At 70.0% G+C, this 11632-nt stretch carries 13 protein-coding genes; 7 read left to right on the forward strand and 6 right to left on the reverse strand.

Annotated elements, in window-relative coordinates; genetic code table 11:
- Positions 1 to 96 precede the first annotated feature (96 nt).
- Genes BOSE46_RS07445 through BOSE46_RS07455 form a run of 3 tightly spaced genes read left to right on the forward strand, consistent with a single transcriptional unit; the run spans position 97 to position 3002 of the window.
- Positions 97 to 1458 carry an aldehyde dehydrogenase gene (locus BOSE46_RS07445; RefSeq protein WP_371415504.1) on the forward strand — a complete coding sequence of 454 codons (1362 nt, stop codon included), beginning with the start codon at positions 97 to 99 and terminating at the stop codon, positions 1456 to 1458.
- A gap of 60 nt (positions 1459 to 1518) precedes the next feature.
- Positions 1519 to 2286, forward strand: coding sequence for a 3-oxoacyl-ACP reductase (locus tag BOSE46_RS07450; RefSeq protein ID WP_159539640.1), 768 nt, complete (start codon positions 1519 to 1521; stop codon positions 2284 to 2286).
- A gap of 2 nt (positions 2287 to 2288) precedes the next feature.
- Positions 2289 to 3002: a gamma-glutamyl-gamma-aminobutyrate hydrolase family protein gene (locus BOSE46_RS07455; protein ID WP_201299570.1), complete on the forward strand. Its 714-nt coding sequence runs from the start codon at positions 2289 to 2291 to the stop codon at positions 3000 to 3002.
- Here the strand turns inward: BOSE46_RS07455 and BOSE46_RS07460 are convergent.
- Positions 2971 to 3837 (reverse strand): SDR family oxidoreductase, encoded by an 867-nt coding sequence (locus BOSE46_RS07460; protein WP_159539642.1) that lies wholly within the window; start codon positions 3835 to 3837, stop codon positions 2971 to 2973. The two genes, BOSE46_RS07455 and BOSE46_RS07460, sit on opposite strands and share 32 nt — an antisense overlap.
- 86 nt (positions 3838 to 3923) lie before the next feature.
- Between BOSE46_RS07460 and BOSE46_RS07465 the strand changes: the two genes are divergently transcribed.
- From BOSE46_RS07465 to BOSE46_RS07480, 4 genes are read left to right on the forward strand one after another with little or no spacing between them, the layout of a single operon-like run.
- A complete protein-coding gene (locus BOSE46_RS07465) occupies positions 3924 to 4766 on the forward strand; it encodes an exonuclease domain-containing protein (RefSeq protein WP_159539643.1) in 843 nt (280 codons plus the stop codon).
- Positions 4767 to 4802: 36 nt separating this feature from the next.
- Positions 4803 to 5033 carry a hypothetical protein gene (locus tag BOSE46_RS07470; RefSeq protein WP_159539644.1) on the forward strand — a complete coding sequence of 77 codons (231 nt, stop codon included), beginning with the start codon at positions 4803 to 4805 and terminating at the stop codon, positions 5031 to 5033.
- Positions 5030 to 5524 carry a pyridoxamine 5'-phosphate oxidase family protein gene (locus BOSE46_RS07475; RefSeq protein WP_159539645.1) on the forward strand — a complete coding sequence of 165 codons (495 nt, stop codon included), beginning with the start codon at positions 5030 to 5032 and terminating at the stop codon, positions 5522 to 5524. Before BOSE46_RS07470 ends, BOSE46_RS07475 begins: the two co-directional genes overlap by 4 nt.
- Positions 5525 to 5565: 41 nt before the next feature.
- Positions 5566 to 5814 carry a hypothetical protein gene (locus BOSE46_RS07480; RefSeq protein WP_159539646.1) on the forward strand — a complete coding sequence of 83 codons (249 nt, stop codon included), beginning with the start codon at positions 5566 to 5568 and terminating at the stop codon, positions 5812 to 5814.
- Positions 5815 to 5827: 13 nt separating this feature from the next.
- Here BOSE46_RS07480 and BOSE46_RS21435 read toward each other — a convergent pair whose 3' ends face one another.
- The 5 genes from BOSE46_RS21435 to BOSE46_RS07500 form a co-directional block, all read right to left on the reverse strand.
- Positions 5828 to 6523: an HNH endonuclease signature motif containing protein gene (locus BOSE46_RS21435; protein WP_159539647.1), complete on the reverse strand. Its 696-nt coding sequence runs from the start codon at positions 6521 to 6523 to the stop codon at positions 5828 to 5830.
- Positions 6524 to 6599: 76 nt separating this feature from the next.
- A complete protein-coding gene (locus BOSE46_RS21440) occupies positions 6600 to 7109 on the reverse strand; it encodes a DUF222 domain-containing protein (protein WP_159539648.1) in 510 nt (169 codons plus the stop codon).
- A gap of 211 nt (positions 7110 to 7320) precedes the next feature.
- A complete protein-coding gene (locus BOSE46_RS07490; protein WP_159539649.1) occupies positions 7321 to 9990 on the reverse strand; it encodes a DEAD/DEAH box helicase family protein in 2670 nt (889 codons plus the stop codon).
- Positions 9987 to 10829, reverse strand: coding sequence for an alpha/beta fold hydrolase (locus BOSE46_RS07495; RefSeq protein WP_159539650.1), 843 nt, complete (start codon positions 10827 to 10829; stop codon positions 9987 to 9989). Before BOSE46_RS07495 ends, BOSE46_RS07490 begins: the two co-directional genes overlap by 4 nt.
- A gap of 13 nt (positions 10830 to 10842) precedes the next feature.
- On the reverse strand, positions 10843 to 11604 hold the full coding sequence (locus tag BOSE46_RS07500; RefSeq protein WP_236551652.1) for a 1-acyl-sn-glycerol-3-phosphate acyltransferase: 762 nt from the start codon (positions 11602 to 11604) through the stop codon (positions 10843 to 10845).
- Between the last annotated feature and the right edge of the window lie 28 nt (positions 11605 to 11632).

The raw sequence follows: 11632 nt of genomic DNA on the forward strand, positions 1-11632 counted from the left end.
CCGCTCGCGGCCGAAGCCTCGAAACCAGACAAACCGAGAGTGGTTTCGAGACGCTCGTTCCTCGCTCCTCAACCACCGAGAACTCAGGAGATGCAAGTGAGCAACACGTACACCGTGGTCAATCCGGCCACGGAGGAGCAGGTCACCGAGGTGCACCTCGCGACCCTCGACGAGACCGATGCCGCGATCGCGCGGGCCGCTGAGGCGTTCCCGCGCTGGCGAGACGTCGCGCCCGGTGAGAAGGCCAGGCTGCTGCGGCGCTTCGCGCAGCTCGTCGACGAGCATGTCGCCGAGCTCGCCGAGCTCGAGGTCCGCAACTCTGGGCACACCTGGGGCAACGCGACCTGGGAGGCCGGCAACGTCCGCGACGTCCTCAACTACTACTCCGCGGCGCCCGAACGTTTGACGGGTCACCAGATCCCGGTCGCCGGGGGCATCGACGTCACGTTCCACGAGCCGCTCGGCGTCGTCGGGATCATCGTGCCGTGGAACTTCCCGATGCCGATCGCCGGCTGGGGCTTCGCGCCGGCGCTGGCCGCGGGCAACACCGTCGTGCTCAAGCCGGCCGAGCTGACCCCGCTGACCGCGATCCGGCTCGGCGAGCTGGGCCTCGAGGCCGGGCTGCCCGAGGGTGTCTTCACCGTGATCCCCGGCAAGGGCTCGGTCGTCGGTGAGCGGTTCGTGACCCACCCGGCCGTACGCAAGGTGTGCTTCACCGGCTCGACCGAGGTCGGAAAGAAGATCATGGCCGGCTGCGCCGATCAGGTGAAGCGCGTGACGCTGGAGCTGGGCGGCAAGAGCGCCAACATCGTGTTCGCCGATGCCGACCTGGCCAAGGCGGCAGCATCCGCGCCGTCCTCGGTGTTCGACAACGCCGGGCAGGACTGCTGCGCGCGATCGCGGATCCTGGTGGAGCGTTCGGCGTACGACGAGTTCGTCTCGCTCCTCGAGCCCGCGGTCAAGGGCGTCAAGGTGCTCGACCCGTCAGACCGTACGAGCGAGATGGGCCCGCTGATCTCGGCAGGCCAGAAGGCCACGGTCAAGGGCTTCGTCGACGAGGTCGACGTGGCGTTCGCCGGCTCGGCGCCGCAGGGACCGGGCTACTGGTTCGCGCCGACGGTCGTGCTGGCCGACGACCCGCAGCAGCGCATCTGGCGCGAGGAGGTGTTCGGCCCGGTTGTGGCCGTCATGCCGTTCGATGACGAGGCGCAGGCCGTGCAGCTCGCCAACGACACCGAGTTCGGGCTGTCCGGCTCGATCTTCACCCGCGACGTCGGTCGGGCGCTGCGCGTCTCGCGAGCCGTCGAGTCCGGCGCGCTGAGCGTCAACTCGCACTCGTCGGTCCGCTACTGGACGCCGTTCGGCGGGTTCAAGCAGTCCGGCATCGGCCGCGAGCTGGGCCCCGACGCCCCGCACTCCTTCACCGACGTCAAGAACGTCTTCATCAGCAACGACTAACCGCACCTTGAGCTTGTCGAAAGGTCGTTTCGACAAGCTCAAGGACCGAAAGTGAGAATCATGGCAGGACGCATTGCAGGCCGGACCGCGGTGGTGACCGGCGGTTGCTCGGGCATCGGTCTGGCGACCGTACGCCGGTTCGCCGAGGAGGGCGCCAACGTCGTCATCGGCGACCTGGACGACGCCAAGGGGCCGGGCATCGCCGAGGAGGTCGGCGGGACGTACGTGCACGTCGACGTCACCGACAAGGAGCAGGTCGACGCACTGTTCAAGACCGCCAAGGACACGTACGGCTCGGTCGACATCGCGTTCAACAACGCCGGCATCTCGCCGCCGGAGGACGACTCGATCCTCGACACCGACCTCGAGGCGTGGAAGCGCGTGCAGGACGTCAACCTGACCAGCGTCTACCTGTGCTGCAAGGCGGCGCTGCCCTACATGCTCGAGCAGGGCAAGGGCTCGATCATCAACACCGCATCGTTCGTCGCGGTCATGGGCGCTGCGACGTCGCAGATCTCGTACTCGGCGTCCAAGGGCGGCGTGCTGTCGATGTCGCGCGAGCTCGGCGTGCAGTTCGCGCGCGAGGGCGTACGCGTCAACGCCCTGTGCCCCGGCCCGGTCAACACGCCGCTGCTCCGCGAGCTGTTCGCCAGCGATCCCGAGCGGGCCGAGCGGCGGCTGGTGCACGTGCCGCTGGGCCGGTTCGCCGAGCCCGAGGAGATGGCCAACGCCGTGCTGTTCCTGGCCTCCGACGAGTCGTCCTTCATGACGGCGTCGACGTTCCTCGTCGACGGCGGCATCTCCGGGGCGTACGTCACCCCGGTGTGACCGTGAAGCCGCTGATCGGGGTCACGACCTATCGTGAGCAGTCGCGATGGGGCATCTGGCACGAGCAGGCCGACGTGCTGCACGCGGTCTACTCGCGCTCGATCGAGGCCGCCGGGGGAGTCGCGGTGCTGCTGCCGCCGGGCGACCCCAGCGGGGCGGAGTCGGTGGCCGCGCGCATCGACGGGTTGATCATCGCGGGTGGTGCTGACGTCGATCCCTCTCGCTATGACGCCGAGGCGCACGAGCTGACGGTCGGCTGGCGCGAGGACCGCGATGCCTGGGAGCTGGCGATGCTCGACGCCGCGGCTGCTGAAGGGCTGCCAGTGCTGGGCATCTGCCGCGGCATGCAGGTCATGGCGGTGCACGGCGGAGGCACGCTCGACCAGCACGTGCCCGAGATCGCCGGGCACGAGGACCACTCGCCGGGCGGCGCCGAGTTTGGGCTCATCGACGTCGACGTCGTTCCGGGTACGTTGCTGGGTCGGGCGGTCGGCGACAAGGGCTCGGTGCACTGCCACCACCACCAGTCCGTGCGCGAGCATCCCGGGTTCGTCGCCTCCGCGCATGCCGCCGACGGGGTGCTCGAGGCGATGGAGGACCCGTCCCGGCCGTTCTGGCTCGCGGTGCAATGGCACCCTGAGCGCATCGAGGACGCCGGGCTGTTCCGCGCCCTCGTCGAGGCCGCTAGGCGGTCTGCTTCCTCTGCACCTTCGTGAGCAGGGCGGTGGCGCGGCGGTTGAGCCGGCGCATCGCAGCGTTGTAGATCCACGGCGCGTACCGCTGGGCGTACCAGCCGGCCCGGATGTCGGCGGAGGTGAAGACGAGGTACCTGCCCTTCTCGACCCCGCGGATCATCGAAGCCGCCGCGCTCTCGGGGCTGACGGCGTGGCGCTGGAACTTGCCGATGGTGGCGGCGACGGCCGGTTCGCTGCGGTCGACGCCGACGATGTCGACGGTGCCGACCAGGGGCGTGTCGACGGCGCCGGGGCACACCAGCGTGACGCCGATCCCGTGCCGCTCCAGGTCGAACCTCAGCACCTCGCTGACGCCCCGCAGCCCGAACTTCGCGGCGCTGTAGGGAGCGTGCAGCGGCAGCCCGAACAGGCCGGCCGCGGAGGAGACGTTGACGACGTGCCCGCCGTTGCCGGCCTCGATCATCGCCGGGACGAATGCCGACATGACGTGGATAGGGCCCATGAGGTCGACCTCGACGCAGGCGCGCCAGTGCTGGGGTTGAAGATCCTGGATGCGGCCCCACGTGGAGATGCCGGCGACGTTCATGACGATGTCGACCGTTCCGGCTGCGTCGAACCCGCGCTGCGCGAACGCTGCGACAGCGTCCTCGTTCGAGATGTCGAGGGCCTCGTGGTGCACGACCGCGCCGTGGGCAGCGGTCACGAGCGCGACGGTCTCCTCGAGGCCTTGGGCGTTGACGTCGGTCAGCAGCAGGCGGGCACCCCTGTCTGCGGCCTGCAGGGCGGCGGCGCGGCCGATGCCGCTGCCTGCGCCGGTGATCACGACGTTCCTGCCCTCGAACGTGGTCTTCGTCATGAGCTCCCTCTCATCGAAGTGAGACGATCGTACCGGTTTCGTGTCGTGAAGTCCCGTTGTCCCCGCAGGCACCTACCGTGATCACCATGAGAGCCAACAAGTACGCCGGGCAGTGCTCCGAGTGCGACGTGACCGTCGAGGTCGCCGCGGGGCAGCTCATCGGCTTTCCGGGTCGTTGGCGCACGATCTGCGTGTCGTGCTCGCCCACGCCTCCGCCGCGCGGCGAGCACCCCGGCTGGCACCACGTCGGCCTCGCCTCGCTCGACTTCGAGACCACGGGCATCGATCCGCTGACCGACCGGGTGCTGAGCTATGCCCTGCTCGACGACCGTGGACACGACTTCTCCGGCCTGATCAACCCCGGCGTCCCGATCCCCGCGGCATCGGCAGCGGTCCACGGCCTCACCGCTGAGGCGCTGGCCGGTGCCCCCGCTCCGGTCGACGCGTTGGCCGAGGTCATCGCCTGGGTGCAGGACCTGATCGAGCGGGGTGTCGGGCTCGTGGTGTTCAACGCGGCGTACGACCTGACGATGCTGCGTGCCGAGGCTGCCCGCTGGGGCCTGGCGCAGCCCGACTGGGAGCGGCTGTTCGTCGTCGATCCGTATGTCATCGACTGGGGCATCGAGCGCGGTGGGCTCGGACCCCGGCGCCTGTCCGATGTCGCTGCCTACTACGGCGTCGTCCTCGACAACGCGCACGACGCGACGGCAGATGCCCGGGCTGCGCGCGAGATCGCCTACGAGATCGGCCGGCGTCACCCGACCGTCGCGGCCGGTGACCTCGAGAGCCTGATGCTGCGGCAGATCGTCTGGTTCGCGGGCCGGGCCGAGGACTGGAACCACTACGCCCGCAAGGTCGGCCGCCCCCTCGACGACCCGGCCGGATGGCCGCTGGCACAGCTCGACCTCACCGCGTCGCAGATCGCCTGATGCGTACGTCTGCGCGGGCTGGGTACAGCCCCGCACATGACTGAGACAGACACACCAGACAACCCAGAGCTCGAGGCCATCCAGCTGGTCGTCGATCGCGTCTCCTCATGGCAGGACGGCGCGACCGAAGGCACGGTGGCCGAGGAGCTGCGCAAGGGCTTCGACGAGGCCGGCGTCGAGGTCGAGCCCGATGAGGTCGACAAGCTCGCCGACGCGATCCAGAACGAGCATGGTGACGTCGTGGTCGCCGACCTGATCGAACGATGAGCGCCGACACGCACGACGAACAGCTCGAGAAGCTCGCCGACCTGACCAAGGAGTCGCGCTTCGTGATGCTGACGACGGCGGACCCCGAGGGGCATCTCGTCAGTCGACCGATGTCGCGACAGGAGGTCGACCTGAGCGCCGACCTCTGGTTCATCGCGACGCGAGACTCGCGCAAGGTCGAGCACATCCGGGCCAATCCCACGGTCGGCGTGACGGTGACGACCGGCAACTCGTGGGTCTCGATCTCCGGGCGTGCTGAGGTCGTCGACGACACCGCCAAGCTGAAGGAGCTGTGGAGCACCTTCGCCGAAGCCTGGCTGCCGGAAGGCCCCGAGGACCCCAACGCGATCCTCATCCACGTGGATGCCGAGACCGCGCAGTACTGGGACAACCCCGGCGGCCGGGTGGCCAGCCTCGTGAGCCTCGCCAAGTCGAAGATCACCGGCAAGCCGTACGACGGAGGGGACTCAGCGGTCGTCACCGATCTTTAGGCTGAGCATGCCGTCGGGGCGTGCTCAGTACGCTGGGCGGCGTGCGGAAAGTCGTCGTGGGCCTCGTGCTGGGGCTGGTCGTGGTGCTTGCCGTTCCGGTCTACTTCCGTTGGGGATGGTCTCGTATGGACTCGGCGTGCGGCATTGGCCCGACCGCAGCCGACCATCGCCGACTCAATGCTGAGCTCGACGGGGCGGACTCGGGCTCAGTGAAGCTCTCCTGGCACGTGTCCCAGGGTTTCACCTGCACGTACTCCAACGGGAAGACGCGCTCGTCCTACTGGTTGTGACCCATGCGCTCGGCTATTGGCGGAGGTGGCCTGGGTTGTCTTGCGGGAGCAGGGGCGGCGGCTTCGAGGTGTAGGTGTGGCCGGTGGGGGTCTTCCAGGTGACGGTCTTGCCTTTGTCCTTCGTCGTCACGGACCAGCCGGGTAGGTGTTTGAGCGTGTGGGAGCGGATGCAGAGGCCTTGACCGTTGTCTTTGGTGCTGAGGCCGCCGAACTCGTTGGCGTGGATGTGGTCGCTGTGCCGGATCTTCAAATCGCAACCTGGTTGGCGGCACCAACGGTCGCGGGCGCGGATGTGTCCGGCGGTGGCCGGGTCGAAGTGGCGGCGGCGGGGTTCACGCACGACCAGGGTGCCGTCGATGGGGTCGACCAGCAGTCGCCGGATCGACGGGTTGGGGGCGCGGGCGATGATGTCGTCGGCCACGGCCGGGGAGATGGGTCCGTAGCCGGTCAGGTCGACCGGTTCGCCGCCCTCACCAAACATGGTGGGTGCGTCCATCACGAGGTGGACCTCGACCCGGGTGTCGTCGGCGTACCGCTGACCGGTGACTCGTTCGACCAGCGTCTGGGTCATGATCTGTCCCACGGTCCGTTCATCACCGGCCGCCCTGAGGGCGCGGGCGTGGTCGTCGAGGGCGGTGTGGGTGGCGAGGATCTGCTCGGCGGGACCACGTACCTGCAGGATGGCGACGCCGTCGGTGTCGGGGAACATCGACACCCGCTGATCAGCACGATTCTGCTCAGCCCTGTGGCGGGAGGCGTCAGCATCGATCCTGATTCCATCGCCGCTATGCGCCCCTTTGCGATGGCTCCATCGCCCTCGCGGTCAACCGGCCGGCTTGTCGGGCGGTCAGCCCCGGCAGCAGGGGCGCGATCTCACCGTCCAGCACCACCAGGTCGTCGGCACCCAGTGACACCGATTCGTTGACCACGGCCCGCACCACGGGTTCGCTGATCTGTCCGGCCGCGAACAGATCCTGGACCCGGGGCAGTTGCTCGAGCCGCAGCGCGACACCGACCTGGGTGCCGGCAGCAGTGGGGCCGATGTTGCGGGCCATGCCGACCTCACCGATCACCGACAACGTCGGGTCACCACGGTGAATGCCCTGCAGCTGGACCCGCTCGGCATGCAACGCCGCGATCTGGGCCAGCTGCTCGGCCTGCGCGGCCCGGATCACCCGGTCCAACGCGGTGATCGCGTCGATCCGGCTGGCCCCGAACTCATGGACCGGCTCGGTCTCGAAGTCATACGCACGGACCTCCCTCAGGACGTCGGTGGTGGCGACTTCGGTGAACATACTTCCAACCTAGACGCCACCACTGACACACCTTTCCGCCTGCAATCCCGGCTGTGGACAACTCTTTCGACAGGCTCAAGGAGCGGGGCTAGCAGGCTCAAGGGGCGGGGCTGGCCAGGCTCAAGGAGCAGGAGCGAGCAGGCTCAAGGGGCGGGGCTGGCCGAGCTCAAGGAGCGGGGCTGGTCGACCTCAAGGAGCCGGCGCCCAAGCCCTACGACCAGGCCGAGCGCAGCACCGTGACGAGCTCGAGCGGCGCCGACCCATTCGAGGTCGACAGGGCCGCGATGCCTTCGGGGCTGTGGGCGTACACCGCAGCAGAGTCCGTGACCCACCGCGACCAGGCGCGATCGAAGTGGCGTACGAGCTTGCCGTGCGTGCCGAACACCGACGGCACGGCGTGCCACACCCGCCCGTCGGGCCGCATACGACCGACGAGCACCCGCCACCCGTCGATCCACGAGGGGGCACCGTAGACAAAGCGCGCCACGAGATAGCGCGGCGACCGGACCGGCCCGAGCAGCTCGTCGAGGGCCGTGACGAACACCTGCGACGTCGGCTCGTCGACGCCGTGCAGGCGCAGCCGGTACTCGCCGCTCGCATCGATCGTCGCCTCCACGTGGTCCGCGCCGACCGGCGACAACCCGGCGACGTGCAGCGCGTCGGCGACCGCACAGGCGTACGCCATGGTGCCCGGGTCCTGTGCTGCCGCACGCGTGGACTTCCACGGCGAGAGCCAGGGCGAGTGGCCGGGCCGCGTGGCGACCGGTCCGTGCGCGCTGGGTACGTACGCAGGTGGGTCCATGACGACGCGTCCCTCGGCTGTCAGCACCCGAGGGCGAGCCGGACGAGCCGGCCGTACGCGCAACGTGTGCACGAGGATGTCGTCGTACGGCGTGCCGACCGCCCACCGCGTACGCACGACGTCGCGGTCCCGAGCCCGCTCCAGCATCCGCGCGTCGATCGCGTCGAACGACGCGGCCGGAGGCGGAGCGAACGGTGAGAAGGTCGCATCGATGTGCGCGACGCCGTAGATCACCTCGCCGAGGTCGTCCACGCCGAAGAAGCCCTGGTGCTTGCGCACGAGCCGTTGCCAGTCGCCGTCGCCGCGCGGGTGCTCCGGCGCGACGCACGTGACCGACCAGGTGATCGCGACCTTCTCGGCCCACGCGGGGTCGAGCCGCAGCGCCCGGCCGCGGGTCTGCACGACGGCGCTGGTCGTCGTCGCCGTGGTGAGGTCGACGAGGCTGTTGAGCCCCTTGGCGTCCCAGCCCTCGCCGAGCAGTGCGCGGGTGCCGACCAGCACCTGGCTGCCGCCAGCCTCGAAGAACTGCGTGACGACCCGCACCCACTCCCGGCTCGACCACGGCCCGACGATCGAGACCACGGGCTCGGCCCCGAGCGCGTCGTCGAGCGGTTCCAGGGTGAGCTTGCCGGCGAGCACGGGATCGGTCGTACGTACGAGGTCGACGACCTGCTGCGCGACCTCCGGTGTCGCGGCGACCGTGCGACCTGTGACGAGCACCGGGCGCAAGGAGCGCGTCGCCGGGGACTCGATGAGGTGTCGCAGCGTCTGGCGCGCCGATCCCGAACGCCGAGGCGTCGGCCGCAGCCCCGTCGGCGTCGTCGCGGCGGCCATCTCGTGGTCGCACAGCACCAGCGAACGCAGGCGGTCGCCGAGGTTGAGGTGCTCGGCCTCCAGCACCTGCTGGCAGCCCCGCATCTTGCTCTCGCTGCGCGCGATCACCCGATCGACCGGCGAGCGGCCGCGGCGTACGCCCGTGCGGGTCAGCTGATAGCCGACGCCCGGCAGGGCCTCGCGCAGCGCCTCGATGACCGCTTCATCGGCCGGCACGTCGGACTTGCGCAGGCACTTCTTGACCCAGTCGTCGATCAACGCGGCCCAGTCGTCGGCGGTCGGCGTCTGCCGGTGCTCCTCACGCAACCGCGCACCATCGGGGAGCGTGAGCAGCTCGGCGTGCACGAGCCGCAGCGCCGCTCGGGCCAGCTCGGGATCGTCGCGCTCGAACCGCGACCACGGCGTCGTCAGCTCCAGGAACCGCCGGTCGAACCACACGAGGATCGGCGTCGAGCCCAGCTTGGTGTCGACCAGGTCGGTCGTGAGCTGGACGAACCGCATCGACTGGTCCCGCAGCCACTCGGCCTCCTCGGCGGTCGGAAGCGTCAGCCACGCAAGCTCGGCGAACGGTGCGAGATGGCCTTCGCGTACGGCCGCCGGGATCGATGCGCTGAACACGATGTCGCCGAACAGCTCGTCGACCAGCGCAGCCTGCCGGGTGTCGAGCACCGTCGGCGGTGTCGCGGTGAGGCCGATGACGGTGGCCTCCGGCAGGTCGGCGAGCACCTCGGCAAGCAGCCGGCCCCACACCTCGAGGAGGTGGTGGCACTCGTCGAGCACGATCGTGATGGGCCCCGCGGCCCGCAGGGCAGCGATGAGCTTGCGGCCGTTCTCGTGGAGCCGGTCGACCAGGAGCTCCTCGTCGTCGGTGGCCGGGTCGGCATCCGGTTCAGGGTCACCGTCCGTACGCTCGAAGGTCGCCAGCGACTGGTAGGTCAGCACCGTCACCGGCGCTGCGAGGTCGCGATCGGTCCCCGTCGCAACGGTCGCCGGCGTGAACCGCTCCCACGTGTCGCCCCACTGCACCTGGATCGCGGTGTTGGGCGCGAGCACGACAGCGGGCGTGCCGAACCGGCGTACGAGCTCGAGGCCGAGCAGCGTCTTGCCGGTGCCGGGCGGCAGCGACACCCACAACCGCCGGCGCCCGGCGGCCACGGCGACGTCGACTGCTTCGAGCGCCCGCGCCTGCAGGGTGCGCAGCGTGAACGGCGATGCCGTACGCGCGAACTCCTCGGCGAGCGTCACGAGCCCTCGACGCGCGCCAGGATCGCCCCGGCGAGCACCTCAGGCGCCTGCTCCGGGATCCAGTGACTGACCCCGGTCAGCTCGACGAACGAGAAGTCGGCGTTCACGAACTCGCCGCACCGCTCGGCTCCTGCGCGCCCGATGGCCTGGTCCTCGTCGCTCCACACGTAGGTCGTCGGCACCGTCACGGACGGCAGCGAGCCGAGGTCCGGCCGCATCGCGCGGTACCAGTTGAGCGCCGCGGTCAGCGCGCCCGGCGCCGAGAGGTGCGCGACATACGCGTCGACCTGTGCGGGCCGGACGTGGTCGAGATACATCGCCCGCAACCGCCGCGCGCCGTCGTCGAGCAGCAGGTCCTCGGCCTTGCCGGCCTGCCGCAGCAGCCCGATGTACGACGCTCGCTGCTGCTGGTCGGCGTCACCCCGCAGCGCCGCCCCGTATGCCGCGAGGTGCGGCACCGACACCGCGGTCAGCGTGCGCAGCCGATCGCCGTGTCGCACGGCGGTGACCCACGAGACCGCTGCGCCCCAGTCGTGCCCGACGAGATGGAACGTGCCGACGCCGAGCACATCCGCGAGCCCGACGACGTCGTCGGCCAGCAGGTCGGTCGTGTACGCATCAGCGCCCTCGGGACGAGCGCCGGGGGAGTAGCCGCGCTGATCAGGCGCGATGACCCGCAAACCCGCGCCCGCCAGCAGCGGCGCGACGGCGGACCACGACAGCGAGGTCTCCGGGAAGCCGTGCAGCAGGATCACCGGCTCGCCGTCCTCAGGACCGGTCATCCGTACGTCGAAGGTCAGGTCGCCGACTGTCACCGGCGTGGTCTCGTCGTACGTCATGGCGCTCCTTGCGTCAGTCGAAGGTGTCGCCGATGCGGGCAACGGCCTCACGGTCGAGCACCGCCGCGGTCTCGGGGTCCGGCGCACTCCCACCGCGATCGTAGGGGAGCCACCAGCGGTCGTCGTCGTTGCGCGGCTTCGCCGGGTAGGAGTCGATCGCCTCGGCGAGCAGGGCGTCCATCGCGACCCGCAGCCGCGCCGACAGCTCGTCGACCGTCCCACCGTCGCCGGGCTGCAGCGGCGGGCCGACCATGATCGTGACCGGCATCCGGCGACGCAGCGAGCGGTGCCCGTCGACGGTGTAGATGCGGTGCCCGCCCCACACGACGACCGGGACGAGTGGCACCTGGCGGTTGACCGCGAGCCCGGCGGCCCCACGCTTGAAGGGCTTGAGCAGCCACGACCGGCTGATCGTCGCCTCGGGGAAGACGCCGACGAGCTGCCCGTCGTCGAGCAGCCGCAACGCGTGGCGGTAGGCCCGCGCGCCGGACTTCCGGTCGACCGGGATGTGGCGCATCGCCCGCATCAGCCGCCCCACGACGGGCAGCTCGAACACCGAGCGCTTGGCCATGAACCGGATGTGACGCCTGCGGGGCCGGGCGGCGTACCCGATGAACGTGAAGTCGAGGAAGCCGATGTGGTTGCCGGCCACGACACCTGCGCCGCTGGCCGGGAGGTGCTCGACACCGCGGACGTCGATCCGGTAGCCCATCAGTCGGTACAACGCACCGAAGATCCGCACCACCACCCGGTAGGTGAGGTCGGATCCAGGCACGCAGCACAGGCTACGCCGAACGGCTGCG

This window comes from Aeromicrobium sp. 9AM (assembly GCF_902506105.1).
GTDB lineage: Bacteria > Actinomycetota > Actinomycetes > Propionibacteriales > Nocardioidaceae > Aeromicrobium.

Coding starts and splice junctions, on each gene's coding strand:
- BOSE46_RS07450 (WP_159539640.1), top strand. CDS start 1,519: ATGGCAGGACGCATTGCAGGCCGGACCGCGGTGGTGACCGGCGGTTGC.
- BOSE46_RS07460 (WP_159539642.1), bottom strand. CDS start 3,837: ATGACGAAGACCACGTTCGAGGGCAGGAACGTCGTGATCACCGGCGCA.
- BOSE46_RS07465 (WP_159539643.1), top strand. CDS start 3,924: ATGAGAGCCAACAAGTACGCCGGGCAGTGCTCCGAGTGCGACGTGACC.
- BOSE46_RS07470 (WP_159539644.1), top strand. CDS start 4,803: ATGACTGAGACAGACACACCAGACAACCCAGAGCTCGAGGCCATCCAG.
- BOSE46_RS07475 (WP_159539645.1), top strand. CDS start 5,030: ATGAGCGCCGACACGCACGACGAACAGCTCGAGAAGCTCGCCGACCTG.
- BOSE46_RS21435 (WP_159539647.1), bottom strand. CDS start 6,523: ATGTTCCCCGACACCGACGGCGTCGCCATCCTGCAGGTACGTGGTCCC.
- BOSE46_RS21440 (WP_159539648.1), bottom strand. CDS start 7,109: ATGTTCACCGAAGTCGCCACCACCGACGTCCTGAGGGAGGTCCGTGCG.
- BOSE46_RS07495 (WP_159539650.1), bottom strand. CDS start 10,829: ATGACGTACGACGAGACCACGCCGGTGACAGTCGGCGACCTGACCTTC.